This window comes from Tessaracoccus sp. MC1679 (assembly GCF_014164775.1).
Lineage (GTDB): Bacteria > Actinomycetota > Actinomycetes > Propionibacteriales > Propionibacteriaceae > Arachnia.
This window is the reverse complement of sequence record NZ_JACJGB010000003.1, coordinates 44,494-70,027: the sequence shown is the minus strand read 5'-3', so window position 1 is coordinate 70,027 and position 25,534 is coordinate 44,494. Positions and strand designations below refer to the sequence as shown.

General features: G+C 69.8%; 25 protein-coding genes. 6 read left to right on the top strand and 19 right to left on the bottom strand.

Annotated features, from left to right (window positions below; translation table 11 throughout):
- Positions 1-9: 9 nt before the first annotated feature.
- Together H5398_RS05635 and H5398_RS05630 are read left to right on the top strand one after the other, a co-directional pair.
- Complete coding sequence (locus tag H5398_RS05635; protein WP_182799332.1) at positions 10-1,674, top strand: phospho-sugar mutase; 1,665 nt, start codon at positions 10-12, stop codon at positions 1,672-1,674.
- A 41-nt stretch (positions 1,675-1,715) separates the two neighbouring features.
- Positions 1,716-3,530: a DUF2207 domain-containing protein gene (locus H5398_RS05630; protein ID WP_182799331.1), complete on the top strand. Its 1,815-nt coding sequence runs from the start codon at positions 1,716-1,718 to the stop codon at positions 3,528-3,530.
- Between the two features lie 3 nt (positions 3,531-3,533).
- Here H5398_RS05630 and metG read toward each other — a convergent pair whose 3' ends face one another.
- From metG to H5398_RS17720, 3 genes are all read right to left on the bottom strand, one after another.
- The gene (gene metG, locus H5398_RS05625) at positions 3,534-5,318 is read right to left on the bottom strand and encodes a methionine--tRNA ligase (RefSeq protein ID WP_370586061.1); all 1,785 of its coding nucleotides are present in this window, start codon (positions 5,316-5,318) and stop codon (positions 3,534-3,536) included.
- Between the two features lie 29 nt (positions 5,319-5,347).
- Positions 5,348-5,917 (bottom strand): NADPH-dependent FMN reductase, encoded by a 570-nt coding sequence (locus H5398_RS05620; RefSeq protein ID WP_182784961.1) that lies wholly within the window; start codon positions 5,915-5,917, stop codon positions 5,348-5,350.
- A 101-nt stretch (positions 5,918-6,018) separates the two neighbouring features.
- Positions 6,019-6,882, bottom strand: coding sequence for an RNase H family protein (locus tag H5398_RS17720; protein ID WP_370586060.1), 864 nt, complete (start codon positions 6,880-6,882; stop codon positions 6,019-6,021).
- A gap of 52 nt (positions 6,883-6,934) precedes the next feature.
- Between H5398_RS17720 and H5398_RS05610 the strand changes: the two genes are divergently transcribed.
- Together H5398_RS05610 and H5398_RS05605 are read left to right on the top strand one after the other, a co-directional pair.
- Positions 6,935-7,222, top strand: coding sequence for a hypothetical protein (locus tag H5398_RS05610; protein ID WP_182799329.1), 288 nt, complete (start codon positions 6,935-6,937; stop codon positions 7,220-7,222).
- A gap of 31 nt (positions 7,223-7,253) precedes the next feature.
- Positions 7,254-7,802, top strand: coding sequence for a DinB family protein (locus H5398_RS05605; protein ID WP_182799328.1), 549 nt, complete (start codon positions 7,254-7,256; stop codon positions 7,800-7,802).
- A 321-nt stretch (positions 7,803-8,123) separates the two neighbouring features.
- Here H5398_RS05605 and H5398_RS05600 read toward each other — a convergent pair whose 3' ends face one another.
- The 10 genes from H5398_RS05600 to purU form a co-directional block, all read right to left on the bottom strand.
- Positions 8,124-9,533: a hypothetical protein gene (locus tag H5398_RS05600; protein WP_182799327.1), complete on the bottom strand. Its 1,410-nt coding sequence runs from the start codon at positions 9,531-9,533 to the stop codon at positions 8,124-8,126.
- A gap of 969 nt (positions 9,534-10,502) precedes the next feature.
- Entirely contained in the window at positions 10,503-11,123 is a 621-nt protein-coding gene (locus H5398_RS05595; RefSeq protein ID WP_182799326.1) for a response regulator transcription factor, read from the bottom strand.
- Positions 11,120-12,313, bottom strand: a complete 1,194-nt coding sequence (locus H5398_RS05590) for a histidine kinase (RefSeq protein ID WP_182784400.1) — start codon at positions 12,311-12,313, stop codon at positions 11,120-11,122. The genes H5398_RS05595 and H5398_RS05590 overlap by 4 nt, the downstream gene beginning before the upstream one ends.
- On the bottom strand, positions 12,310-12,744 hold the full coding sequence (locus H5398_RS05585) for a DUF2871 family protein (RefSeq protein ID WP_182784402.1): 435 nt from the start codon (positions 12,742-12,744) through the stop codon (positions 12,310-12,312). Before H5398_RS05585 ends, H5398_RS05590 begins: the two co-directional genes overlap by 4 nt.
- 70 nt (positions 12,745-12,814) lie before the next feature.
- On the bottom strand, positions 12,815-13,423 hold the full coding sequence (locus H5398_RS05580) for a hypothetical protein (RefSeq protein ID WP_182799325.1): 609 nt from the start codon (positions 13,421-13,423) through the stop codon (positions 12,815-12,817).
- A complete protein-coding gene (locus tag H5398_RS05575; RefSeq protein ID WP_182784406.1) occupies positions 13,420-14,490 on the bottom strand; it encodes an adenosine deaminase in 1,071 nt (356 codons plus the stop codon). The genes H5398_RS05580 and H5398_RS05575 overlap by 4 nt, the downstream gene beginning before the upstream one ends.
- 15 nt (positions 14,491-14,505) lie before the next feature.
- Positions 14,506-14,937, bottom strand: a complete 432-nt coding sequence (locus H5398_RS05570; protein WP_182799324.1) for a cytidine deaminase — start codon at positions 14,935-14,937, stop codon at positions 14,506-14,508.
- The gene (locus H5398_RS05565) at positions 14,934-16,151 is read right to left on the bottom strand and encodes a phosphotransferase (protein WP_182784410.1); all 1,218 of its coding nucleotides are present in this window, start codon (positions 16,149-16,151) and stop codon (positions 14,934-14,936) included. Before H5398_RS05565 ends, H5398_RS05570 begins: the two co-directional genes overlap by 4 nt.
- Complete coding sequence (locus H5398_RS05560; RefSeq protein WP_370585815.1) at positions 16,144-17,484, bottom strand: hemolysin family protein; 1,341 nt, start codon at positions 17,482-17,484, stop codon at positions 16,144-16,146. Before H5398_RS05560 ends, H5398_RS05565 begins: the two co-directional genes overlap by 8 nt.
- Positions 17,481-18,329, bottom strand: coding sequence for a formyltetrahydrofolate deformylase (gene purU, locus H5398_RS05555; protein ID WP_182784412.1), 849 nt, complete (start codon positions 18,327-18,329; stop codon positions 17,481-17,483). The genes H5398_RS05560 and purU overlap by 4 nt, the downstream gene beginning before the upstream one ends.
- A 134-nt stretch (positions 18,330-18,463) precedes the next feature.
- Between purU and H5398_RS05550 the strand changes: the two genes are divergently transcribed.
- Positions 18,464-18,814 carry a DUF485 domain-containing protein gene (locus H5398_RS05550; protein ID WP_182799323.1) on the top strand — a complete coding sequence of 117 codons (351 nt, stop codon included), beginning with the start codon at positions 18,464-18,466 and terminating at the stop codon, positions 18,812-18,814.
- Positions 18,811-20,418 carry a cation acetate symporter gene (locus tag H5398_RS05545; protein WP_182784416.1) on the top strand — a complete coding sequence of 536 codons (1,608 nt, stop codon included), beginning with the start codon at positions 18,811-18,813 and terminating at the stop codon, positions 20,416-20,418. Before H5398_RS05550 ends, H5398_RS05545 begins: the two co-directional genes overlap by 4 nt.
- A gap of 69 nt (positions 20,419-20,487) precedes the next feature.
- Here the strand turns inward: H5398_RS05545 and H5398_RS05540 are convergent, their stop codons facing one another.
- From H5398_RS05540 to purN, 6 genes are all read right to left on the bottom strand, one after another.
- Complete coding sequence (locus H5398_RS05540; protein WP_182784418.1) at positions 20,488-21,477, bottom strand: malate dehydrogenase; 990 nt, start codon at positions 21,475-21,477, stop codon at positions 20,488-20,490.
- Positions 21,478-21,561: 84 nt separating this feature from the next.
- On the bottom strand, positions 21,562-22,200 hold the full coding sequence (locus H5398_RS05535) for a vitamin K epoxide reductase family protein (protein ID WP_255422399.1): 639 nt from the start codon (positions 22,198-22,200) through the stop codon (positions 21,562-21,564).
- 42 nt (positions 22,201-22,242) lie between these two features.
- Positions 22,243-22,536, bottom strand: coding sequence for a DUF3017 domain-containing protein (locus H5398_RS05530; RefSeq protein WP_182799322.1), 294 nt, complete (start codon positions 22,534-22,536; stop codon positions 22,243-22,245).
- The gene (locus H5398_RS05525) at positions 22,526-23,380 is read right to left on the bottom strand and encodes a bifunctional methylenetetrahydrofolate dehydrogenase/methenyltetrahydrofolate cyclohydrolase (protein ID WP_182784422.1); all 855 of its coding nucleotides are present in this window, start codon (positions 23,378-23,380) and stop codon (positions 22,526-22,528) included. Before H5398_RS05525 ends, H5398_RS05530 begins: the two co-directional genes overlap by 11 nt.
- Before the next feature lie 14 nt (positions 23,381-23,394).
- Positions 23,395-24,972 (bottom strand): bifunctional phosphoribosylaminoimidazolecarboxamide formyltransferase/IMP cyclohydrolase, encoded by a 1,578-nt coding sequence (gene purH / locus H5398_RS05520; RefSeq protein WP_182784424.1) that lies wholly within the window; start codon positions 24,970-24,972, stop codon positions 23,395-23,397.
- Positions 24,951-25,526 carry a phosphoribosylglycinamide formyltransferase gene (gene purN, locus H5398_RS05515; RefSeq protein WP_182799321.1) on the bottom strand — a complete coding sequence of 192 codons (576 nt, stop codon included), beginning with the start codon at positions 25,524-25,526 and terminating at the stop codon, positions 24,951-24,953. The genes purH and purN overlap by 22 nt, the downstream gene beginning before the upstream one ends.
- Positions 25,527-25,534 lie beyond the last annotated feature (8 nt).

Sequence of the window (25,534 nt, the reverse complement as noted above, 5' to 3'; positions counted from 1 at the left end):
GTGCTCTGGATGAACGAGTTGCTGACCCGCGCCCAGGAGTGGCGCGACGCTGACCCGGACCCCGACACCGCCGGCCGGCTGGACGAGCTGATCGTCCGGGCCCAGGCCAACGACCACACCATCCGCGAGCCCGCCCTCACGGAGCTCGCCTCCGCCTTCGCGGGACCGCTCGAGTTCGGCACGGCCGGCCTCCGCGGACCTCTCGGGCCGGGACCGGCTCGGATGAACCGTGTGGTGGTGACGCAGGCCGCGGCCGGCTTCGCCCTCTGGCTCTCCGCGAACGGCCACTCCGGCGGCCGTGTCATCGTCGGATACGACGCCCGGCACAAGTCCGACGAGTTTGCCCGCGACACCGCCGAGGTGATGGCCGGTGCAGGATTCGACGTGCTCTGGACCAGCGAGCCCATCCCCACCCCCGTCGTCGCCTTCGGCATCCAGCACTTCGGCTGCGTCGCGGGCGTGGTGGTCACCGCGTCCCACAACCCGCCAGCGGACAACGGCTACAAGGTCTTCCTCGGCGACGGCTCGCAGATCGTGCCGCCGACGGACGCCGAGATCGCCGCGAAGATCGCCGTCGTGGCCGATCACGGGTGGGCCAAGCTCCCCCGTTCGGAGGTGCGCCGCGACATCACCGCCGAGCTCCTGGACGCCTACGTGGCGCGGGCGGCCTCCCTGTACCCGGCCGATTCCGCGCGGGAGCTGGTCTGGGTCCACACAGCGCTGCACGGCGTCGGCGCGAAGACGGTGCGGCGGGTCGCGGAGGCCGTCGGGCTCCCCTCCCCCGTCGAGGTGGCGCAGCAGTCTGAGCCCCACCCCGAGTTCCCCACCGTCGCGTTCCCCAATCCGGAGGAGAAGGGAGCGATCGACCTTGCTCTGTCCTTGGCGGAGGCCGAGGGCGCGGACGTGGTGATCGCCAACGACCCGGACGCGGACCGCTGCGCAGTGGCCGCGGTGGTCGACGGTGTGTGGCGGATGCTCACCGGCGATGAGCTGGGCGCCATCCTCGGTCACGACGCGATCGCACGCGGGGTACCCGGCACGTTCGCGAACTCCGTGGTCTCCTCGACGCTGCTCGGCAGGATGGCCCGCCGCGCGGGTCGCCTGCACGTGACCACGTTGACGGGGTTCAAGTGGATCGGCCGCGTGCCGGACCTGGCCTTCGGCTATGAGGAGGCCATCGGCTACTGCGTCGATTCGCGCGCGGTCCCGGACAAGGACGGGATCACCGCCGCGCTGACGGTGCTGCGGATCGTTGCCGACCTCAAGGTCTCGGGCCGCGCGTTGGCGGACCTGCTCGACGACATCGCCCGCGAGCACGGCCTGACCGCCACCTCCCAGCTGTCGGTGCGCGTGGCCGACCGGTCCCTGATCGCCGACGCCATGACGCGGCTGAGGCGCAACCCGCCGTCGGCGCTCCTCGGGGCCCCGGCGACGGTGCTGGACCTCGCCCACGGCTCGGACACGCTGCCCCCCACCGACGCCATCGAACTCACTGGTGAGCGGGTGCACGTGGTGGCCCGCCCCTCGGGCACCGAGCCCAAGTTGAAGTGTTACCTGGAGGTCCGGCTGGACGCCGAGGAGTCCGTCGACGTGCGCGCGGCGCGGCTGGCCGCGGCGGGACGGCTGGCCGAACTGCGGCGGGAGATGGCAGCCGCACTCGGGGTGGAGGGCTGATCCAGCGCCCGCTGTTCGGCGGCATGGATACAGTTGATTCCATGACGAAGCTTCGCGCCGGTCTCCTCGCTCTACTGATCGCCCTCGCCGTGGCCTGGGTGGGGGTGGTGCCGGCGGCCGCCGACGACTCGGCGCCCATCACCCGCTACGACGTGGACGTGGTCCTGAGGACGGATGGTGTCGCGGGCGTCACCATCGACTTCACCATGGACTTCTCCGCGCTGAGGGGCCGCGGGCCCTACATCCTGCTGCCCACGCTGCAGGAGGACGGCGCGAACCCCGACGAGAACTACGTGTTCAGGTACTCCAACATCTCGGTCTCCTCGTCGACGGGGGCCAACACCCAGGTCCTCCAGGAACAGGACGCCGACATGTTGTCGCTGCGCATCGGCAACGAGAACATCTTCAACACCACCCCTGAGGACTACACCCTCACCTACGACGTGACCGGCCTGATCGCCACGGATCACCCTGTCAGCGGCCTCGATGAGTTCAACTGGGACGTCATCGGCCCCGGCTGGGAATCGCGGTTCTCCAACATCACCGTCGACGTCACCGGACCCGCCGGGCTCGAGCAGGTGGCCTGCTTCTACGGTCCCACCGCCGACACCCCGTGTGAGGCGACACAGTCGGTTGACGCGGCCACCTACACGCTGGCCTCGCTGCCGCCCAACACTCGGATGCAGGTGGTGGCGGGCTACCCGGCCGGTACCTTCCCCGGCGTGACGCAGGAGAAGGCCCGCCGGGTGACCGCGGCCAACGCCTTCGAGCTCACCCCCGCCACCGGTGCCGTGACCGGCGCAGGTCTGATCGCCGCCATCGTCGGGCTGATCGCAGTGCGTCGGCGTCATGCCCGAGACGACGTCTATCTGGGGCTCACCCCCGGCCTCACCCCGCTTTCCGGCCAGGAGGAGCGGGTAGGGACGCGCAGCGGCAAGTTCCCGGTCACTGTCCAGTTCCACCCGCCGAAGGGCGCCACCCCTGGTGAGATCGGCACTCTCATGGACACCACGGCGGACAACGTCGACGTGTCCGCCACCATCGTGGATCTCGCAGTCCGCGGCTATCTGCGCATCATCTCGCAGTCGAAGAAGGACTTCACGCTGGAGGCGCTGCATGCGCCGCCCGGACCCCTGGAGCCGTTCGAGGAGAAGCTGCTGGCCGATCTGTTCCAGGGACGCAGCGTGAGGACGTCGAAGGAGCTGAGCAAGGCGAAGTTCGCCGAGGTGCTGCCGGACGCCCGCAACGGCCTGTACTCCTCCGTCGTGGCCAAGGGCTGGTTCAAGGGCAACCCCACCACCGCACAGATGGTGCCCATCGTGCTGGGTGCCCTGGCGATCGGCGCCGGCCTCCTCTTCACCTTCGTGGGAGCCGCTGTGGGATGGGGCCTCATCGGGATCCCCCTGGCCGTCTTCGGGATCGGCCTCATCGTGATGTCCAGCAAGTTCCGCAAGCGCACCGCCACCGGCTCGGCCTACCTCGCGCAGGCCAAGGGCTTCGAGTTGTATCTGCGTACCGCAGAGAAGGACACGCTGCAGTTCGAGGAGGGGGAGGACATCTTCAGCAAGTACCTCCCCTACGCGATGGTGTTCGGCGTGGCGGACCGCTGGTCCAAGCTGTTCGCAGACCTCGGTACGCAGGGCCTCTACCAGGCCAACACCTCGTGGTACGTGGGCGCGGACCTCATGCACGGCTACTACTTCGCCAGCGCGATGAACAACCTCACCCACTCCATGTCGGACGCCATGCAGGCCGCCCGGATGGACGGGATGAGCTCGGCCACCGGCGGCTCCAGCGGCTTCTCCGGGTTCAGCGGGGGTGGCGGTTTCGGCGGCGGTGGCGGCGGCTCCTGGTGAGGGTCAGCCGGGGATCGGGGCCCAGCTCGGGCCGGTGACGCCCAGGGTGTCGTCGAGCTTCGCGAACAGCGGGGACGGCTTCGCCAGGGGCGTGCTGGCCGCGATCGGCCGCGACTCCCACACGGCCTGCTGGCCGGCGTAGTCGCCCTGCAGTGTCGGGTAGGTGAGGTCGCCTTCGCTGACTTCGACGATCTGCGGCTGCGCGGCCCACACGCCCTGCCCCCCCAATGCCTCGAAGACCTTCTGCGCGGAGTGCGGCAGGTAGGGGGTGAGCAGCGTGTTGCAGTCCGAGACCACCTGGAGGGCGACGTGGAGGACGGTGTCGCGGCGGGCGGCGTCGTCCTTGAGCTTCCACGGCTCCTGATCGGAGAGGTACTTGTTGGCCAGGCCGACGATGCGCATGGCCTCCGTGATGCCGGCCTTGAATCGGCGGGCAGCGATGTGCTCACCCACCACCTCGAACGCGGTGCGCGACTCGTCGAGCAGCGCGCTGTCTGCGTCGGTCAGCTCGCCTGCCGCGGGCACGGAGCCCACGTTTTTGTGTGCCATCGAGATGGAGCGGTTGACCAGATTGCCCCACTCGTTGGCGAGCTCGAAGTTGGTCCGGCGGACGAACTCGTCCCAGGTGAAGTCCGTGTCCTGGTTTTCGGGCCCGGCCATGGCGATGTAGTAGCGCAACGCATCCGGTCCGAACTCGCCGAGGAAGTCTCCGACGAAGATCGAGGCGCCGCGCGAGCTGGACACCTTGGAGCCCTTCATCGTCATGAACTCTGAGCTGACCACCTCGGTGGGCAGCTGCAACTCCCCCAGCGACGGGCGGATCTCGCCGCCCCTGGTCCCCTGGCCGTTGGCGCCGAGCAGGATGCCCGGCCAGATCACCGAATGGAAGACGATGTTGTCCTTGCCCATGAAGTAGTAGGACCGGGCCTCGGGGGAGTTCCAGTACGCGCGCCACGCCTCCGGGTCCCCGGTGCGCCTGGCCCATTCGACCGAGGCGGAGAGGTAGCCGATCACGGCGTCGAACCACACGTAGATGCGCTTCATGGGGGCATCGCGCCAGCCGTCGAGGGGCACGGGGACTCCCCAGTCGAGGTCGCGGGTGATGGCGCGTGGCCTGATCTCCGCCAGGAGATTGTGGGAGAACTTGAGCACGTTGGGCCGCCAGTCCTCGCGGCTGTCGATCCACTGGCCCAGCATCGGGGCGAGCGCGGGCAGATCGAGGAAGAAGTGCTCTGTCTCGACGAACTGCGGCGTCTCGCCGTTCATCTTGGACTTCGGGTTGATCAGGTCCGCCGGGTCGAGCTGGTTGCCGCAGCTGTCGCACTGGTCTCCGCGGGCGTTGTCGTAGCCGCAGAGAGGGCAGGTGCCTTCGATGAATCGGTCCGGCAGCGTTCGGCCCGTTGATGGCGAGATGGCGCCCATCTGGGTCTTGGCCGTGACGTAGCCGTTGTCGTACAGGGCGGTGAAGAGGTCCTGCACCACGCGGTAGTGGTTGGGCGTGGTGGTGCGGGTGTACAGGTCGTAGGACAGGCCCAACCCCTGCAGATCCTCAACGATCTGCCGGTGGTACTTGTCCGCCGTCTCGCGAGGGGTGAGCCCCTCCGCGTCCGCCTTCACCTGGATGGCCGTGCCGTGCTCGTCGGAGCCCGACACCATGAGCACGTCGTGGCCGGCCATCCGCATGTAGCGCGAGAACACATCGGAGGGGACGCCGAATCCGGAGACGTGACCGATGTGGCGGGGGCCGTTGGCGTAAGGCCAGGCGACGGCGGCAAGAACGTGACTCATGCGCGCCATCCTATCGGCGCGCCGAGGCCTCACTCACGCGGCAGAACGGTGAGCACCCGCTCGATGTGCTCGCGGAACTCCCCCATGAACGCGGTGAGCACTTCCCTGAGTCCGTCGTCGGTGATCGTCCCGTCGGCGTCGATGCTGGAGCCGTCGAGCTTGATGTAGGCCTCCGGGGCGGTCATCAGGCGGGCGTTGCAGAACGCGAGGACCGCACGGAGGCTCTGCTGGGCCACCGCCGTGCCGATGTTGCCGATGGAGGCGCCGATGATCGCCGCCGGCATGTGGTCGAACGAGTTCTGGCCCCAGGGCCGCGATGCCCAGTCGATGGCGTTCTTCAGCGCCCCGGGGATGGAGCGGTTGTACTCTGGCGTGACGAACAGCACGGCCTGGGCGGAGGCGAGCGCGGACTTCAGCGCCTGCGCCTCTGCGGGGTAGGCGGCGTCGTGGTCGGGCGAGTAGAGCGGTAGGTCACCGATCGGGATCTCCGTGAACTCCAGGTCCGGGGGCGCCACCGCGATGAGGGCCTTGGACAGCACGCGGTTGATGGATGTCGAGGACAGGCTCCCGACGAAGTACCCGACGCGGTAGGTGGTCATGACGGTTCCCTTCCGCCGCTCGGCCGGGGCGGCCGTGGCCGGCCACTCGGACTCTACCGACCGTCGACGCGCACCGGGTCGAGTTCGAACTCCGGGCTGGATCAGACCTGCCGGGTGGCCTGGGCGAATCGCAGCGACCAGCCCGCAGGGAGTTCCACCCACAGCCCCGAACACATAAGGTCCTGCTGCGCCCACCGCACCAGACCGGCCCCGGCCGTCACCGTGTCGACGGCGAGGAACCGCACCTCATCGGCCGCTGGCCAGGGCAGATGCCGGGTCTGGCCGCCGTCGGCGCCGTGCGCGACGAAGTCGCGGTGGAGCCTGGCCGCTGCAGGGTCGGAGACTGCTTCCCGGGTGAGGCGAACGAGAGCGGCTTTGGTGCGCGGTGACGCGGAACCCGGCACTGGCGCCGGCACGGGCTCCTCGGAGGGCGCTGTGGAAAAGAGGTCGGGTTCCGGTTCGGTCTGCCCCACCGAGAAGTCTCGGCGCCCGGGGGGACGGTGGGTGTCCGGGAAACCCGGGCCATGGTTGACGGGGTCTCCGCGCTGAAAGGCGGTGGCCGCTGCACGGGCCCGCTCGTCCGCGGCCTCGTTCATCGAGTGTCCGGCGTGGCCCTTGACCCATTCGAACTGGACGGTGCGCCCCTGCAGCGCGGCGTCGAGCTCCTTCATCAACTCCACATTGAGCACCGGCTTGCCGTCGCCCTTCTTCCACCCCTTGCGCTTCCAGCCGGGCAACCACTTGGTGAGGGAGTTGATGACGTACTGCGAATCGCAGAGGATCCGGAGTGGCTCGTCGAGGTGCGAGGTGGAGCGGAGCAGGTCGAGTACGGCCATCAGTTCGCCCATGTTGTTGGTGCCGTGGTCCCAGCCACCGGCGGCCCAGATGTCGTCGCTGACGTACCAGGCCCAGCCAGCGGGCCCGGGGTTGGAGAGGGCGGACCCATCGGCGGCAGCAACAATCACGCGCCCGAGCCTAGTGCCATGCGCATACCCGCCCGTGCACCTCACCCGCTCCTTGATTCGCTCACGACTCACCGTCACCCCGCGACAGTCCGGCAGCAACGGGCGGATCAGGGGCTACGAGGTGCTGGTCGGCGACGACCCGTCGAGCCTCGTCAGCGTCGCGGCGGGCACGCTGCCGAACTCATCAGATCCCTCCGTCATCCCCCTCACGGGGAGCGGCGACCTCGTCCGCCTCCGGGTGCTCAGCACCTACGGCGACCAGGCCGACCGCTGGGTCTCCACGGCCGAGTTGAGCGTCACGAGGCTGATCGCGGACAGCCGGCCAGGCACGCGCCGGTGAGTGAGCGGCGGGGTCAGTTAGGCTCGCCAACATGGTTGAGCCCCTGATCCCGCCGCACCCCACCGCCCCCGACACCAAGGACTGGACCTGGGTGACCGAGCGGCCATGCCCCGAGTGCGGCTTCGATCCGGCCGCTGTCAGCCCAGAGGCACTTCCCGGGCTGATCCTCGACGCCTCGGCCCGCTTCCAGAGGGCGCTGGAGGGGCGGGGCGCGGAGCGGCGGCCGCAGCCCACCACCTGGTCGCCCATCGAGTACGCCCGGCATGTCGCGGACGTGTGCGAGGTCATGACCACCCGTCTCAGCCTGATCCTCGCCAGCGATGGCGCGGGGGCCGAGTTCGAGGACTGGGACCAGGACCTCGCGGCCACCGAAGAGGAGTACTGGCTCTCCGATGCCAACGCCACCCGGGTACTCGTGGGCGAGCGCGCCAAGGCCGCGGCGAAGGCGTGGGCCGAGCCCGAGGGCGAGCAGTGGGAGTGGACGGGGGTGCGCAGCAACGGGTCGCGTTTCACGGCGCTCTCTCTGGGCCGCTACTTCGCCCATGACCTCGTTCACCACCTGCACGACGTCGGCGCCTGAGGGCCAGCTGTCATGGTGGTGAGTTCGTCGGGGGTCAAGGTCCGGGCGGAGGGGTCGTCCTAGTGTCGCTCCCTGAGCGCCTCCGGAGGCTCTCAAGGGACATCCCCCGCGGAGAAGCATGACCCGTCTCACACTTCCCAGAGGAGGGGCCGCCCGCGGAGCGTCGTGGCCCGTCTCGAAGCCAACCCGCCCCAGCCCGCCGGGTGAGGAGCCGCGCAGCGGCCTCGAAGTTAAGAAACGTGAGCTGACAAGGTCACCTTCTCACGGCTCCGCGGGAGAACCCTCTCCCTGAGCACTCGTTCGCAGCCTGACGGCGAGCTGTCAGGCGAGCATGCGGGTGCCGTTGGGGGTAACTTCGTAGCGGTAGCCCAGTGGGCTGGACCAGTGGAGCTGGCTTGGTCTGGGTTGGTCGGCGCGCCAGGTGCGGGCGGTTTTCGCGCGGTGGACCCTGCGGCTGAGTGGGGCCAGGTTCCCGCTCCGGGTCTGCCCGCGGCAGCCGGATGCGAAGGGTTGGGTGTGGTCGAGGTCCAGGCCGTTGGCTCGGCGCGTGGAGTAGGGGAACATTTCGTGGTCCATGCTCAGCAGGAGGGCCTTCTTCAACCCGGCCGATGGGGCGTAGTGGTCTTCGGCGGGGATTGCGGGCAGGTCGATCACGGGCTGCACCGTGACATCCAACCCGGGGAGGAGTTCGGCGAGGAGGGTGGTGGTGATGTGTCCGGCGCGGTCGATGCGGGCGGTGCCGGTGAGCTCGCCGAGGGCGTCGGTGTGGATGTGGACGGCCAGCTCCAGCTTGGGGCGGAGCTTGGCCAGTGGGGTGGTGATGGTGCCACACAACGCGCCGAGGCAGTGCGGATCATGACGCTGCCCACCGTCTACAGGCGCAGGCTCCGCAGGTCCGCCGCCGTAGCCGACTGACCCTGTGTCCGGGGCGTTGGCTGTGGTGGGGGCCGGGGCAGTGTCGAGGGCGACGGCCAGGGTGTCGTGGAGGGCGGGCTGCGCCGCGTGCTGGAGCAGGGCCAGGGCGTAGGCGGGGTTGGCCAGCACTCCGAGGGCTTTGGCGCGCAGGATCGTCTTCGATGTGTCGGGCTGCTCGACAGCCAGCAGGTCGGCGATGCGGTCCACGGCAGCATCCAGGTAGCGGGCGTCGAGCACATCCAAGCGGCCGGTGAGGTTCATCACCCCGTCGTGCAACCCCCACACGTGCACCCCGCGTGAGGCCCGCTGCCGCCGTTCGCGTTCCGCGGCGCGGGCCTGATCAGCCTCGATGATCATCTTCTTCAACAGCGTGAACGCGGCCGTCCAACCCAACCCGTCCTGCCTACCCAACCAGCGGTCGGTGACCGCATCGGCCCCCTCGACCGGCAGGTCCAGACACATCGACGCCGCCTTGCAGGCCCTGGCCGCCTCGATCCGGCCCTCCTGCACCGCCGTGTACAGCCGCGGGTGGCGATGCTTCAAGCTCAAAGCATCAGCCAGCTTGGAGGCCGCCACGATCGGTGGGCAGCGCAGCAACCCGGCCAGCTCCAAGCCGATGAACTCCGACACCGCCGGGGTCCCGATACCCCCGACCACCACCCTGCGCTCAGCCAGCACCTCCAGCACCCGGTCATAGTCCACCTCGTAGTGCTCCGCCAGATCACACAGCAGGGTCAGGGTCTGGGCCTCGGCGAAACGACGCAACTCGTCAGCGGAGCGCAACTGCTCCGCGATCTCACGCGCCTTGTCCTTCATGGGTTCCACGCTATGACCGACCACTGACATTTTTGGCTCCCAGCAGGGGCGCCCGGCAGAAATTCTTCGAGAAGTTTTTCTGGGGGTTGCTGGGGGGTCGGCGCCCGTGGCGGGGCCTCGACGCGTCGGGGGCTCCGCCCTCGGTCGGCTCACCCAGCTGTCGGGTGAAGGGCCTCGACGACTCGGGAGAATTGGCTCGTCAGCTCGCGTTTCTTAGGCTTCGAGGCCGCTTCGCGGCACCTCAGCCAGCGGGGAGGGTTCCAGTCCCTTCGCGGCTCCTCAGCCAGCGGGGAAGGTTCCAGCCCGCTGCGCAGCTCCTCAGCCAGCGGGGAGGGTCCCAGCCCGCTGCGCGGCTCCTCAGCCAGCCGGGAGGGTCCCAGCCCGCTGCGCGGCTCCTCAGCCGTCGGGGAGGGTTCCAGTTCCTTCGCGGCACCTCAGCCAACCAGCGATGAAGGCCCTCGAGGCCCCCGGTTCGCGACCTTTCAGCGAACAGAGGTCTGATGGTTGCCGAGAGGGTGGGGGACGGCAGGGCGGCACTGCGCAGCGGTGCCCAACCCGACGATCACCCAGCTGGCATCCCGCCCAAGCAGACGCAACCCCAACGCCGCCCTGCCGGCCCGCACCCGGGACAGGACCACGCCACAGGGAGGACGAGTGCGGGGAGACGGGAGACGATGCCCGGGCGGCCTCAACCACCCGACCACAGTATGACCAGTGGCCACAGCAAGACCCTGGACAACGGCCGCATGGGCATCGACTCACGGCTCACCGCACCCGACAACGGGATCCGCGTGAAGGTGGCGCTCACAACCCTTCGAGACGGGCCACGCCGCTCCGCGGACGGCCCCCTCAGGGAACGATGGAGACCGGCCACGCCGCTCCGCGGGCAGCCCCCCTCAGGGAACGATGGGAAGGGCGGCACCCAGGGCGCGAGGGCACATGACCCCCGACGAACTACTGAGACGACCGCTAGCCCAGCAGCCCGTGGCGCCGAGCCGCCGCGACCGCGGCGGTGCGGGACTCCGCGCCCAGCTTGGCGTACGCGTGGACGAGGTGCGTCTTGACGGTCCCCTCGGAGATGAACAAGCGCTTGGCGATCCCCCTGTTGGTGACACCCTCCTCGACGAGGCGGAGGACGTCGAGCTCGCGGGCGCTCAGCGTCGGGACTCCCTGGGCCATGCGCTCCACCACCCGCCCCTCCATGTCCCGCGACAGCACCAGCCGCCCCGCGGCGGCGTCCTGGATCCCGGAGACGATGTCCTCAGGCTCCGCGTCCTTGAGCAGGTAGCCGGCCGCGCCGGCCAGCACCGCGCGCGCGATGTCGGAGTCGTTGTCGTAGGTGGTGAGGATGAGGACGGCCGGCCCGCCCTGCTGGGCCTGCAGCGCCGCCGTGACCCCCACCCCGTCGAGCCCGGGCCCCAGCCGCAGGTCGCACAGCACGACGTCCGGGTGGGTCTCTGAGGCGAGCATCAGCGCCTCCTCGCCTGAGGCGGCGGCGCCCACCACCTCGACGCCGTCGGCCCCATCGAGCAGGGCGCGCAGCCCCGAGCGCACCACGGGGTGGTCATCGACGATCAGCACGCGGGTCACCGCGACACCTCGGCTGCCGGAATCAGCGGGAGCCGCAGCGCCACCGCGGTGCCGCCAGCATCTGACTCCACCTCGACGCCACCCCCGAGCTCGGTGAACCTCTCACGCAGTGCACGCAGCCCGTACCCGCCCAGGGGGCCTGCGACGACGGGGCGCGCCGGGTCGAACCCGACCCCGTCGTCGACGATGTCCAGGTGCACCTCGTCACCGGCGCGGGCCAGCTCGACGTTGATCCGCCCGGCCCCGGAATGGAGCCTCACGTTGGACAGCGCGCCCTGCGCGCCGCGCAGCAAGGCCACCTCGATGGGCGTGGCCAGCCTGGGCAGGTCGGGATCGACGGTGACCGCCCACTCGGCTCCCAGAGCCCCCGCCACGTCAGCGGTGAGGCGCCCCAGGGGCGCCGCCAGGCCTCCCGCCCCTGGCGCTTCGGGCGCCAATGCCATGACGACGCGGCGCGACTCCGCCAGGTTCGCGGCAGCGGTGGCCTCGATCTGCCCCAGCAGGTGGGCAGCAGCGGCGGGATCCACCGCCCGAGTGGCCGCGCGTGCCAGCAGCACGATGGAGGAGAAGCCCTGGGCCAGGGTGTCGTGGATGTCGTGGGCGAGGCGCTGCCGCTCGGCGAGTACCCCGGCCTCGCGCTGCAACCTGGCAGTCTCGTCCTCAGCCCGGAGCACCTCCGCCAACAGCCGTCGGTGCTCGGAGGCCTCGTGTTCGAACAGGAGCACCCCTCGGGCAACGCCCACCGCCACCAGTGCCCCCACCAGCGGTCCCAGGACTCCGCCCACGCTGTGCCCCTCGGCCATCGCCAGCACCGTGACGACGACGGCCAGCGTCACCGCGGTCAGCAACAGTGCGGCGAGGAGGGGCAACACCGAGCCGACCAGCAGCCACAGCGGGAAGACCACCCAGAGGAAGTCCCGCGACAGCACCATCGACGTGACCGAGCCGAGGAACAACACACCCACCCACACCGAGCGCCCGAGGATGCCGAGCCGCGGCTGGAGTGAGAGCCCCGCGACGAAGGCCACCAGCATCATGCCCGCCAGGGCCAGCACCGGCCAGCCGGCTCCCTCGATCCAGGCCAGCGCGGTGGCCACCACCAGCAGCCCCACGAAGAGGAGCGCCTGCCCCAGCCTCAGCCACCAGGCCGCCGAGAACCGCGGGGGGTGGTCGGCCGTCGTCGTCGTCACGCCCCCACGTTAGCGGTGGCCGGGGCGGCGGTCAGTGCCCGGCGCAGGATGACGAACAGGTAGACGAAGGTCCCGCTGAGCACCATGTGGCCGAGTCCGGCGATGCCCGCCCACATCGGCGAGGTCGCGATGGGGATCTCGAGGACCTGCAGCGTCCCCTTGACGATCATGGCCCCGAACGTGAGCCCGAGGCCCACGTTCCACAGCACCGTGAACAGCGTCGTGGCCTTGTCCCCCAGGGCGAAGCTCTTCGCCAGGGCCAGCACCACAAGGAGCATCAACGTGCCCAGCGCCAGCGCGTGGGTGTGGGCGGTGGCGAGCTGGGTGTGGCCGGTGAAGTCGTTGAGCTTGGTCATTTCGCGCCAGTACAGGCCGGAGGCGAGGCCCAGAGCCGTCCAGGTGGCGGCGGAGAAGAAGAGTCTGTTCAGCATGGCTCCGATGCTGCCCGCAGAACCACTCCCCCGTCGCCCGCCCGCTATCCACCGTCCGGTGGACCCACTCTCACGGGCGGGTGAGGATGACGGCGCGGTAGCGCTCGACGAAGCCGGCCGCAGCCGCGGCCTCGAGCCCCGCCAGGTCACCGATGTGGACCTCCAGCGCCCAGCCCCTCGTCAGCGGCACCGCCCCGGCCAGCGACGAGGAGGGACCGTCTGCGGTGAGGATCGCGAAGCCGCCGCAGATGCTCAGGCCGAGCGCCGTGAGCGCCTCCGTCGAGCCGCGCAGAGTCCGGACCGGGGCGGATCCACCGATCCACGCCTCTGCGGCCTGCAGCGCGTCGTCGAGGGCAGCGCCAGGGTCGCCGACGGCCAGGACACCGTGGCCGCTCACCCGCCAGCCGCCGAGCCGCGCGCGGCGGACTCCGGGCCGGGCCTGCTCCAGCGCCCGCTCAAGGTCCTCGGGCCGCGACACCGGCAGCACGCTGCGCTCGGGCACGCGGCGCACCCCAGCCGCCTCCGCGCGCGGCACCCACACCGCGGGACGGTCCTCCGGCAGCAGCACATACCACTGCTCGTTGGCCGCCACCAGGTGGCCGACGACGTCCCGGGCCGTCCCGCCGCAGACCCAGCGCAGGCTGAGCCGCGGCGCCCCGGCGGGAGGTTCGAGGATCACTGCGCCGCGGCGTAGGCCGGGGCGATGACGTGCGCGATGATCCGCTCGCGCTGGTCGTGGGGAAGGAACGCGGCGCGCATCGCGTTGACGGTGACGCGCTCCACGTCGATGAGGGTCCAGCCGAAGGCCTCGCTGAGCAGCGCGAACTCCCGCGACATCGTCGTGGCGCTCATCAGCCGGTTGTCGCAGTTGACGGTCACGTTGAACCCCAGCCGGTGCAGCATGTCCACGGGGTGGCTCGCCATCGTCTGGGCGACCCCGGTCTGCAGGTTCGACGACGGGGACACCTCCAGCGCGATGCGTGCGTCGCGGACGTAGTTGGCGAGCCGGCCGAGGAGCGCCCCGTCGTCCGTGACGTCGATGTCGTCGGCGATCCGCACACCGTGCCCGAGGCGGGACGCGCCGCACACCTGCACCGCCTCCCAGACCGACGGCAGTCCGAACGCCTCACCCGCGTGGATGGTGAAGAACATGTTGTTGTGCTTGAGGTGGCGGAAGGCGTCGAGGAAGCGCGACGGGGGGAAGCCGTCCTCGGCCCCCGCGATATCGAAGCCGCAGACGGAGTCGTCGCGGTAGGCCAGCGCCAGCTCCGCGACGTCGGTGGAGGGCTCGGAGTGCCTCATCGAGGTGAGGATCTGCTGGGCGACGATGAGCCGCCCGGCGGCGGCCGCGACGGCCATGCCGGAGGCCAGACCGTCGCGGACCGCCTCGACGATGGCCTCGAGGGTGAGGCCCTGGCGCTGATGCTGTCGGGGAGCGTAGCGCGCCTCCGCGTAGACGACGCCGTCGGCGGCCTGGTCCACGACGAACTCGTGGGCCACGCGGCTCAGCTGTTCGGCAGTCTGCATCGCGGCGACGGTGTGCTCGAACGTTTCGAGGTAGCGCTCCAGGGAGCCGGAGTCCGCGGCCTCGAAGAACCAGTGGCGCAGCTCGTCCGGGTCCGTGGCGGGCAGCTCGTGGCCGTTCTCAGCGCAGTGCTCGATCACGGTCTCCGGGCGCAGGCCGCCGTCGAGATGGTCGTGGAGGGCCACCTTGGGCAACGCCCGCAGGTCATCGATGGTGAGCATGCGCCAACGCTACCGTCAGGGGGCAGGTGGGGCGATCGCGTCGAGGTCGTCCGGGCCGAACGCCTGCGGGAGCAGGTCCGCCAGGGTCAGGACCCCGGCCGGGGTCTCCATGAGCAGCCCGCGCCCGCCGTGCTCGAAGAGCAGCTGCCGGCAGCGGCCGCACGGCGTGATGACGTCGCCCTCGCCGTTGACGCAGGTGAACGCCACGAGCCGGCCACCGCCGCCCGCCACGAGGTCTGAGATCAGCCCGCACTCGGCGCACAGGGTGACCCCGTAGGCCGCGTTCTCCACGTTGCAGCCGCTGATGGTGCGCCCATCGTCCACGAACGCCGCGGCCCCCACCCGATACTTCGAGTAGGGCGCGTAGGCCCGCCCCGCGACATCGACGGCCACTGCCCGGAGCCGATCCCAGTCGACCTGCTGCACAGCTGCCACAACATGACTCATTCTCGGACCACCTGCCGCACCAACGCGCCGGCGGACCGCACCATCGCCACGGTCTGTTGCCGCCAGTCCACGTCCTGACTGCGGTAAGGGCCGGTGGCCAGCGAGATGACAACGGCCGCTGCACGTAGCCGCAGCTCCACCGGGTCCACCCGCCGGTCGAACACCGGCACCCACCTGGCCAGAAGGTCTCTGACCTTGTCCGCCTGGGCCGGGTTCATCCGCTGGATGGTGGACAGGTGCCCGATCAGGCAGGCCAGGTCGTCGGCGCGCCGTCCGGGACCGATGGTGTCCACATCGAGCAGGCCCACCACCCGTCCGTCGGCCACCCGGATCTGGCCCTCGTGAAAGTCACCGTGCGTGGGCTCGTCCCCTGGGGCGAACCCCGCCAGGCCGGAGGTGATTCTCGCAACCAGCGCACCCAGCTCCTCGCCCAGCTCGGGCAGTGTGGCCGACACCATGGCGGAGTAGTGCGCCACGGCGTCCGCCCACGGCGCCCGGCGCTCCAGCGAGGCCACCGAGGCGGGCATCGCATCGAGCAGGTCGATCAGCTGTTCGGGGCCGCAGGGGTCTCCCGGGGTGAACAGGGCGCTGGCGAGGGCGGTTCCAGGGAGTTCCCGCAGGATGAGGAGGTGATCGGGTGTGGCCAGCGCCACCTCCGGGGCCGGGACCCCCGCCCTGCGGAGCATGAGGTGCTTGGCGTGGACGTCTGCGAACACCCGCTCCCGCAGCACCTTGACGTAGAACACTTGGGGCGGGTCCGCGACACTCACCTTCACCACGGCGCGCCGCCGGGGACGATAGCCCACCATGGCCAGCGTCAGCTGATCAGCGGCCACCGGGTGGGCCAGCACACCGCCCACGTTGAGCGTCTCGGCCATCCGCTCCGGGAAGGCGGCCCGTGGCAGCCCCGGCAGGTCCGGATCGTCGGGGTACAGCCACACCGCGACCCTGCGGCGCCCGTCGTCGAAGATCTCGGCCCGCGCGTCCGAGGGGAGCAGCTCCCCTGTCCGGGCGCTCACGCCCAGCAGCTCCGTGCGCTCCCCGTGCGGCCACGCCACCGTGGCGAGGTAGGTGGCGGTCGTGGAGTGCTCCGGGGCGGCGTCGACGTGCTCGATCGCCCAGGTGAGAAGCCGGCCGCCCTGGTGCTCGACGGCGGCGCGCAGCAGCGGCTCGACGCCCGGGCCGGTGAGCAGGCCGAGCCCGTCGTCAGGCATCCGTGTCGTCCTCCGGCAGCGTGTCGCGCCGGATGGAGAACCAGGCGGCGCGCCGGCCGTCCATCTGGGTGGCCTCCAGCGTGAACCAGCCACGGGGACCGTCGACGTCATGGTCCGGGCTGAGCGCCACGGTGGCCCTCGCCCCGAGGTGGGGCAGCTCACCCAGCTCGGCCATGAAGAAGCCGGCCACCGTGTCGTAGGGCCCCTCGGGGATCACGTAGCCGGTCAGTTCGGCGAACTCCTCGATGGTGGTGAGGCCGTCCACCTCGTCGATCTGGCGGGGCACCGAGGATGACGGGAGGTCGTACTCGTCGGTGATGTCGCCGATCAGCTCCTCCATCAGGTCCTCGAGCGTGACGATGCCTGCGGTGCCGCCGTACTCGTCGCGGACGATGGCGAGGTGGGAGCGGGCTGCGCGCATCGCGGTGAGCGCCCGGAGGATCTTGACGGTCTCCGGGAGGAACAGCACCTCGCGCGCGATGCTGCCGACGTCGCTGTCGCGGGCGGTGCCCTCGATGTCCATCAGGTCACGCACGTGGATGAAGCCGACGATCCGGTCCGGGGACCCCTCGGTGACCGGATAGCGGGAGTGGGGCGCGCCCCGGACCTCACGGTAGGCCAACCCGATCGGCATGTCCGCGGGCAGGAAGTCGACCTCGGTGCGGGGCACCATGACCTCGCGCAGGGAGCGTTCGCCGGCGTCGAAGACCTCGTCGACGATGCGCCGCTCCTCCTTGCCGAGCGTGGAGGACCCCACCACCATGGCACGCAGCTCTTCGTCGGTGACGGCGTTGCGGGAGAGCGTCGGGTCGCCCCCGAGGATGCGCACGAGCGCATCGGTGGAGACACCGAGGAACCAGATGAGTGGCCGGGTCAGCGTCGCGATGCCGGAGACCAGCGGCGCCAGGGCGAGCGCGAAACTCTCGGCGCGCTGCATGGCCAGCCGCTTGGCGGTCAGCTCACCCACCACGATCGAGAAGTAGGAGATGACCACCGTGACCAGGACCAGCGAGAGCGTGCCCGAGATGGGCTCGGCCAGGCCCCTCGACTGAAGCTCGGTGGACAGCGCCTCGGCGATGGTGGCGCCGCCGAAGGCGGCCGACAGGAAGCCAGACAGCGTCACGCCGATCTGGACCGAGGACAGGAACCGGTTGGGATTGCCGGTCAGGCGCTCGATGGCACGGCCGCGCTTCCCCTTGCCGGCAAGCTGCTTGACCTGGCTCTCGCGCAGCGTGATGAGCGCCATCTCGGCGGCGGCGAAGGTGCCGCCGATGATGATGAACAGGGAGATCAGGGCGATGTCGGTCAGCACGAGGCTGGGCTCCTCAGTCAGCGGAAGATGACGGTGCGGTCACCGTCGGCGAGGACGCGATGCTCGGCGACGAGGCGCACGGCCTCGGCCAGGGTCTGCGACTCCTGGGCCTGGCCTTTGCGGACCAGCTTCGCCACGTCCATGGTGTGATCCACGCGCACCACGTTCTGCTCGATGATGGGGCCCTCATCCAGGTCTCCGGTGACGAAGTGCGCGGTGGCGCCGATCAGCTTCACACCGCGGGTGTGCGCCTGGCGGTAGGGGTTGGCGCCCTTGAACCCGGGCAGGAACGAGTGGTGGATGTTGATGGCCCGGCCGGCGAGAAACTCGCAGAGTTCGGGGCTGAGGATCTGCATGTAGCGCGCCAGGACCACCAGCTCGATGCCCTCCTGCTCGACGCGCCGGCGCACCTCAGCCTCGAACTCGGGCTTGGTCTCGGCGGTCACAGCCCGGTGCGTGAACGGGACACCGAAGAACTCGGCCATGGGTGCCAGGACGTCATGGTTGGCCATGATCCCCACCACGTCGATGGGGAGGTCACCCGCACGCCACCGGAAAAGCAGGTCGTTGACCACGTGGCCGGCCTTCGACGCCAGGATCAGAGTCCGCACGGGGCGGGCCACGTCATCGACGCGGAACCGCGCATCCAGGTCCGCGGCCGCCGCACCCACGGCCGCCGCCAGGGACTCCGGCTCGGCGCCGTGGACCTCGATCCGCGTGAAGAAGTGGCCGGTGTCGGGCGAGGAGAACTGCTGCAGCTCGGTGATGTTGCCATGCGCTGCGACGATGCCGCCGGTGATCGCGTGCACGATCCCCGGCCGGTCGGGGCAGTCGAGCGTAACGACGAGCTGATGCATGGGCGCCATGCTAGCGGGTCACCATCAGCCAGTGATTTTGGGCGATGACGCACCTGGACCGTGAACTTGTTACTCTGCGATCGCGCAATGACGCGCGGCTCAACCTGATGCAACGACGCACAGCCCAGAGGAGACGCCCATCCATGCATGACAGCAGCCCCGACGTGCCTACCGGTGAGATCCCGGCCGAAGACTTCCACCGAGTCCAGCAGTCGCCGGAGTTCGCCCACCTGAAGCGGACGTTCCGGTCCTTCGCCTTCCCGATGACCGCAGTGTTCCTGCTGTGGTATTTCGCCTACGTCCTCGGCTCCATCTTCGCCAAGGACCTGATGATGACCAGGGTGGCCGGCAACCTCACCGTCGGCATCCTGTTCGGCCTCGGCCAGTTCGTCAGCACGTTCCTGATCACCTGGCTCTACATCCGCCACTCGGTGAAGAACGTGGACCCGCTGGCGAGGGCCCTGCGTGAGGATCTGGAGGCGAGCGCGCGATGACACTCCTCGAGACTGAGCAGCTCGGCAACCCGATCATCAACATCGCCATCTTCGCCGCCTTCGTCGTTTTCACCATGGCCGTGGTGATCCGCGTCACCCGCGGCGGCAAGAAGAAGGCCGGAGACTTCTACACCGGCGGCGCCCAGTTCGACGGCCGCCAGAACGGCTTCGCCATCGCCGGCGACTACCTCTCGGCCGCCTCGTTCCTCGGCATCGTCGGGGCGGTGGCCCTCTACGGCTACGACGGACTGCTCTACTCCGTCGGCTTCCTGGTGGCGTGGCTCGTTGCCCTCCTTCTGGTGGCCGAGCCGCTGCGCAACACCGGCAAGTACACGATGGCCGACGTGCTGAGCTTCCGCATGCGGCAGAAGCCGGTGCGTCTGGCCGCCGCCACCTCGACCCTGGCGGTGTCCTTCTTCTACCTGCTCGCGCAGATGGCCGGCGCGGGCGCGCTGGTGTCGCTGCTCCTGGGCATCGCCTCGCCGCTCGGCCAGAACATCGTCATCGCCATCGTGGGTCTGCTCATGGTGGGCTACGTGCTGATCGGCGGGATGAAGGGCACCACCTGGGTGCAGATGATCAAGGCCGTGCTGCTGATCCTGGGCGCCGGGGCGATGACCATCTGGGTGCTGGCCTTCGCAGGGTTCAACCTGTCGACGCTCCTGGGCGAGGCGATTGCCACGTCCGCGGCCGACGGGTCCACTGTGGACCTGCTCGCGCCGATGCAGCGCTACAAGGACCCCTGGGCGCTGATCTCGATGGGCCTGGCCCTGGTGCTGGGCGCCTCGGGCCTCCCGCACGTGCTGATGCGCTTCTACACGGTGCCCACCGCCAAGGAGGCGCGCCGCTCGGTGACCTGGGCCATCGGCCTCATCGGCGCCTTCTACCTGTTCACCATGGTGCTCGGCTACGGGGCCGCGTGGCTCGTCGGGCCCAAGGCCATCTCGGAGATGCCCGGCGGGGCGAACGCAGCCGCACCCGCGCTCGCCTACGAGCTCGGCGGCACCGTGCTGATGGCCGTCATCGCAGGTGTGGCGTTCGCCACCATCCTGGCGGTGGTGGCAGGCCTCACCATCACGGCGTCGGCGTCCTTCGCGCACGACATCTACAACTCGGTCCTCAAGGACGGCAAGGCGGACCCGGCCAAGGAGGTGCGGGTCGCCCGTATCACGTCGGTGACCATCGGTTTGGTGGCCATCGTCGGCGGCATCGTCGCCAACGGTCAGAACGTGGCCTTCCTCGTTGCGCTGGCGTTCGCGGTGGCAGCCTCGGCCAATCTGCCCTCGATCCTGTACTCGCTGTACTGGAAGCGGTTCTCCACGGCCGGTGCCGTCTGGTCGATCTTCGGCGGCCTCATCACCGCGGTGACGCTGATCGTCTTCTCCCCCGCCGTGTCGGGCCTGCCCACGTCGATGTTCCCGAACGCCGACTTCGCCTGGTTCCCCATCGACAGCCCGGCCATCGTGTCGGTCCCAGTGGGCTTCTTCCTCGGCTGGCTGGGCTCCGTGATCAAGCCCGACGGCCCGGAGGTGGCCGACCGTGCTGCGGAGATGGAGGTGCGCTCCATGACCGGTGCCGGCGCCGAGGGCGCGATCGACCACTGATCCCCCTTCTCACGACAGAGGCCCGCCCCCGACGATGGGGGCGGGCCTCTTCGGTTGTCGGGGCTGACCTCAGATGAGGCCGAGCTCGGTGACGGCGTTGCGCTCGTCGACCAGCTCGGCCACCGAGGCGTCGATCTTGCCACGCGAGAAGTCGTTGAGCTCGAGGCCCTGGACGATCTCGTACCTTCCGTCCTTGACCGTGCACGGGAACGACGAGATGAGGCCCTCGGGCACACCGTAGGAGCCGTCGGACGGGACCGCCATGGAGACCCATTCGCCCTCAGCGGTGCCCAGCACCCAGTCGCGCATGTGCTCGACGGTGGCGTTGGCGGCCGACGCGGCCGAGGAAAGTCCGCGGGCCTCGATGATGGCCGCGCCACGCTTGGCGACCGTGGGGATGAAGGTGTTCTCCAGCCACTCCTGATCGTTGACCAGTGCGGCGGCGCTCTGTCCGTCCACCTTGGCGTTGAACAGGTCCGGGTACTGGGTGGCCGAGTGGTTGCCCCAGATGGTCATGTGGCTGATGTCGGTGACGGGGCGTCCGAGCTTCGCGGCAAGCTGCGAGAGCGCGCGGTTGTGGTCCAGGCGGGTCAGGGCGTTGAACCGCTCGGCCGGGATGTCGGGCGCGTTGCGCTGCGCGATGAGCGCGTTGGTGTTGGCCGGGTTGCCGGTGACCAGGACCTTGACGTCGTCCGCCGCGGCGGAGTTGAGGGCCTTGCCCTGGGCGGTGAAGATGGCGCCGTTGGCCGAGAGCAGGTCGCCGCGCTCCATGCCCGCCTTGCGGGGCATCGCGCCCACCAGCATGGCCAGGTTGACGCCGTCGAAGACCTTGTTGGGGTCGTCGCCGATCTCGATGTTGACCACGTTGCCGAAGGCGCAGTCCTGGAGCTCCATGACAACGCCCTCAAGCGCCTTGAGCGCAGGGGTGATCTCCAGCAGGCGCAGCTCGATGGGAGTGTCGCCCAGCAGCGATCCACTGGCGATGCGGAACAGCAGGCTGTAGCAGATCTGACCTGCGGCGCCGGTGACGGCGATCTTGACGGGAGCGGCAGTGCTCACTTCGTTTCCTCTCGTGACGGTCCTTGTCGTCTGACGAAACTGACTCTAGCGGGGTCGCGGCCGGCCCGGTCGGGCGGGGCGGTCTCAGATGATGCGGAAGACATAGTGCGCGATCTCGATGAACACCACGATCGCCAGCCACACCATCAGCGTGATCGTCAACCACCCTCCCCGCACGAAAGCCAACGCCTTGGCCTGCGCCGACGACGAGAGGAACAGGTTGCCCTCGAGGATGTTCCAGTGCGTCATCGAGGTGAACACGAAGGTGGTCGACAGCGTGACAACGATGCACCAGGGACACAGCGCGCCGATCACGAACGTGGACTGGAACAGCAGCCAGTAGGCGAAGATGACGCCGAGGAAGTAGACGACGTTGGCGGTGAACATGAACCACCGCGGGAACCGGGTGCGGGCCAGGGAGGCCACCGCGATGGTCATCACCACCGGCTCGGCGATGAGGCCCAGGAACGCGTTGGGGAACCCGAACACGTTGGCCTGCCAGGTGGAGCCCACCGTGACGCAGTCGAAGACGGCGTTGATGGAGCAGCTGAGCACCACGTCAGGGTTCTGCGCGATGAGGATGGCGTCGTAGGACAGCACGAAGGAGGCGATCAGGCTGAGCGTGGCGAACACCAGCATCTCCAGGAACAGCACGGTGCGTGACCGGGAGCTGGGGCGGTCCTCGGCGGCTTCGGTGTCGTCCTCGTGGACCATGGCTTCCATGGGCTCCATCGTAACCAGACCGGGCCGGCGGGCAGACTCGCGTCAGCTCGAAGGGGGCACCACCAGGGCCACCACGGTGATCGCAAGCCCCATGACGGCCATCACCAGGACGTCGAACCACCGCCGCCGGACCGCAAGCAGCCCTGCCATCTCCGTGGACAGGACGAGCCGCAGCAACGCCCCCACCAGCAGTGCACCGGCCACCATCAGCGCGGCCCGCCGCCAGTGCCCCAGAGTGGCGTAGCCCACGCCGACGCCCACCACCGCCAACACCCCGAGCAGAGGCCACGGGCTGCTGGGGTAGGACTCGGCTGGCTTGTCCGGCCTATCCGGCATGCAGCGCTTCCGCGCGGTCCACGACGTTGCTCAGCAGCATGGCGCGGGTCATCGGGCCAACCCCGCCCGGGTTGGGCGTGACCCAGGCCGCCTTCTCCCAGACATCCGGCGCGAGGTCGCCGACCGTCTTGCCGTCGACCCGGCTGACGCCGACGTCGACCAGCACGGCGCCCTCGCGGATCATGTCGGCGGTGATCATCCCCGGTACGCCGGCGGCGGCCACCACCACGTCCGCGGCCCGGGTGTGGGAAGCGAGGTCCCGCGTCCCGGTGTGACACAGGGTGACGGTCGAGTTCTCGCTGCGCCGGGTGAGGATCAGGCCGAGCGGCCGTCCCACGGTGATGCCGCGACCCACGACGCACACCTCAGCGCCGCGCAGCTCCACGCCGTGACGGCGCAGCAGCTCGACGATGCCGCGCGGCGTGCACGGCAGGGTGGCGGGCTCGTTCAGGACCAGGCGGCCGAGGTTGATCGGGTGCAGGCCGTCGGCGTCCTTGTCCGGGTCGATGAGGCCGAGCGCCCAGTTCTCATCGAGGTGCCTGGGGATGGGCAGCTGCACGATGTAGCCGGTGACCGCCTCGTCCGCGTTGAGCGACTCGATGGCCTCCCTGAGCTGGGCCTTGTTGGCGTCAGCGGGGAGGTGCACCCGGATCGAGGCGATGCCCACCTCCTCGCAGTCGCGGTGCTTCATCTTCACGTAGCTCTGGCTGGCCGGATCCTCACCGACGAGCACCGTGGCCAACCCCGGCACCACGCCGCGGTCCCGCAGCGCCGCCACCCGGACTGCGAGTTCGGCTTTGATGGCGGCGGCGGTGGCCTTGCCGTCGAGTCTCTGGGCGGTCACGGTGCCTCCTGGTGTCAGTGGAAGAAGTGGCGGGTGCCGGTGAGGTACATCGTCACTCCGGCCGCGGTGACGGCGTCGATGACCTCCTGGTCACGCACTGACCCGCCGGGCTGCACGATGGCGCGCACGCCGCCGTCGAGGAGGACCTGGGCGCCGTCGGCGAAGGGGAAGAAGGCGTCCGAGGCGGCCACCGACCCGGCGGCACGCTCGCCGGCCCGGGTCACTGCCAGATGACAGGAGTCCACCCGGTTGACCTGGCCCATGCCGACGCCCACGGAGGCGCCGTCGGAGGCCAGCAGGATGGCGTTGGACTTGACGGCGCGCACGGCCCGCCACGCGAACTCGAGGTCGGCGAGCGTCTGCTCGTCCGCCGGCTCGCCGGCCGCGAGGGTCCAGGCCGACGGGTCGTCGCCAGGTGCGTCGATGGCGTCTGTCTGCTGCAACAGCAGGCCCCCGTCGATCTGCCGCAGCGCGGTGCCCGCGTTGATGGCGTCCTGCGCCAGCAGGATGCGGAGGTTCTTCTTCGCGGCGAGCACCTGAACGGCGCCCTCCTCGTAGCCCGGCGCCACGATCACCTCGGTGAACACCTCGGAGACCTGCCGGGCCATCTCCACGCTGACGGGCCGGTTCGCGGCGATGACGCCGCCGAACGCCGAGACCGGATCGCAGGCGTGGGCCTTGCGGTGCGCCTCCGCGACGTCCGCCCCGACGGCTATGCCGCACGGGTTGGCGTGCTTGATGATGGCCACGGCGGGGCCGTCGAAATCGTAGGCGGCGCGGCGCGCGGCGTCCGCGTCCACGTAGTTGTTGTAGCTCATCTCCTTGCCGTGCAGCTGCGTGGCGTCGGCGAGCCCGTCGGTGCCGTCCCCGTTGCGGTAGACAGCGCTCGCCTGGTGCGAGTTCTCGCCGTAGCGCAGGTCCGCCACCTTGTGCCACGTGGCGCCCACCCAGGCGGGGAACCCGGTGCCGCCTGAGGTGTCGGTGACCACGTTGCCCATCCATGACGCGACGGCCACGTCGTAGGTGGCGGTGTGCACGAATGCGGCCGCCGCCAGCTGCTTGCGCTGCTGGAGGGTGAAACCGCCGGCTGCCAGGGCCGCCCGCAGCATGGGGTACTGCTCGGCGGAGGTGATCACCGCGACACTCGGGTGGTTCTTCGCGGCGGCCCGCACCATCGTCGGCCCGCCGATATCGATCTGCTCGACGCACTCGTCCTCGGAGGCGCCGGACGCGACTGTCGCGGCGAAGGGGTACAGGTTGGTGATCACCAGATCGAACGGGGCCACGCCGAGTTCGTCGAGCTGTCTGCGGTGCGTCTCGAGCCTGCGGTCCGCCAGGATACCGGCGTGCACGTGCGGGTGCAGCGTCTTGACGCGGCCGTCGAGGCACTCAGGGAACCCGGTGACCTGTTCCACGGGCGTCACCGGCACGCCCGCGTTCGCCAGGGTCTTTGCCGTGGAGCCCGTCGACACGATCTCAATGCCGGAGGCGTGCAGCTCGCGGCCCAGGTCCGCCAGCCCAGTCTTGTCGTAGACCGAGACCAGAGCTCGACGCAGCGGGATGAGATCGGTCACGGTTTGCCCTCTTTCCATTCGGCCACGGCCTGGATGAGCAGGCGGCGTTCGGCCACTTTGATGCGTTCGTGGAGAGAATCCACGTCGTCGTCCGGTAGCACGTCCACGGCGCGCTGCAGGAGGATCCTACCGGTGTCCACCCCAGCATCGACGATGAAGACGGTGGCACCGGAAACCTTCACCCCGGCGCGGAGCGCATCGCGGGGACCGTACATGCCTGGGAAGCTCGGCAGCAGCGCCGGATGCGTGTTGATGGTGCGGCCCCCGAATCGATCGAGGAAGGCCGGGCCGAGCAGCTTCATGAAACCCGCGGAGGCCACCAGGTCCGGATCGTAGGCCCCCACGATGTCGCGCAGCGCCGCGTCCCACGCCGCCCGGTCTGCGCCTGCGGCCAGCGGATGGGCGACCGCGGGGATGCCACGCTCACGGGCGCGAGCCAGGCCCTGCGCATCCTCACGGTCAGACACGACGGCGACCACACGGGCATCCACCTCCCCGCCGTCGATCGCGTCGAGCAGCGCCGTGCAGAGGGTGCCGGAGCCGGAAAGCAGGACGACGACGTGGGTGGTCACCCGCCCAT

Bases quoted from the DNA above. Each gene is read 5' to 3' on its own strand.
- H5398_RS05585 (WP_182784402.1), bottom strand. From the start codon at position 12,744: ATGCTGAACAGACTCTTCTTCTCCGCCGCCACCTGGACGGCTCTGGGC.
- H5398_RS05605 (WP_182799328.1), top strand. From the start codon at position 7,254: ATGGTTGAGCCCCTGATCCCGCCGCACCCCACCGCCCCCGACACCAAG.
- purH (WP_182784424.1), bottom strand. From the start codon at position 24,972: ATGGAAAGAGGGCAAACCGTGACCGATCTCATCCCGCTGCGTCGAGCT.
- H5398_RS05620 (WP_182784961.1), bottom strand. From the start codon at position 5,917: ATGACCACCTACCGCGTCGGGTACTTCGTCGGGAGCCTGTCCTCGACA.
- H5398_RS05630 (WP_182799331.1), top strand. From the start codon at position 1,716: ATGACGAAGCTTCGCGCCGGTCTCCTCGCTCTACTGATCGCCCTCGCC.
- H5398_RS05550 (WP_182799323.1), top strand. From the start codon at position 18,464: ATGCATGACAGCAGCCCCGACGTGCCTACCGGTGAGATCCCGGCCGAA.
- H5398_RS05565 (WP_182784410.1), bottom strand. From the start codon at position 16,151: ATGCCTGACGACGGGCTCGGCCTGCTCACCGGCCCGGGCGTCGAGCCG.
- purU (WP_182784412.1), bottom strand. From the start codon at position 18,329: ATGGCGCCCATGCATCAGCTCGTCGTTACGCTCGACTGCCCCGACCGG.
- H5398_RS05635 (WP_182799332.1), top strand. From the start codon at position 10: ATGAACGAGTTGCTGACCCGCGCCCAGGAGTGGCGCGACGCTGACCCG.
- metG (WP_370586061.1), bottom strand. From the start codon at position 5,318: ATGAGTCACGTTCTTGCCGCCGTCGCCTGGCCTTACGCCAACGGCCCC.
- H5398_RS05570 (WP_182799324.1), bottom strand. From the start codon at position 14,937: ATGAGTCATGTTGTGGCAGCTGTGCAGCAGGTCGACTGGGATCGGCTC.
- H5398_RS05535 (WP_255422399.1), bottom strand. From the start codon at position 22,200: ATGGAAGCCATGGTCCACGAGGACGACACCGAAGCCGCCGAGGACCGC.
- H5398_RS05545 (WP_182784416.1), top strand. From the start codon at position 18,811: ATGACACTCCTCGAGACTGAGCAGCTCGGCAACCCGATCATCAACATC.
- H5398_RS05600 (WP_182799327.1), bottom strand. From the start codon at position 9,533: ATGAAGGACAAGGCGCGTGAGATCGCGGAGCAGTTGCGCTCCGCTGAC.
- H5398_RS05575 (WP_182784406.1), bottom strand. From the start codon at position 14,490: ATGCTCACCATCGATGACCTGCGGGCGTTGCCCAAGGTGGCCCTCCAC.
- H5398_RS05530 (WP_182799322.1), bottom strand. From the start codon at position 22,536: ATGCCGGATAGGCCGGACAAGCCAGCCGAGTCCTACCCCAGCAGCCCG.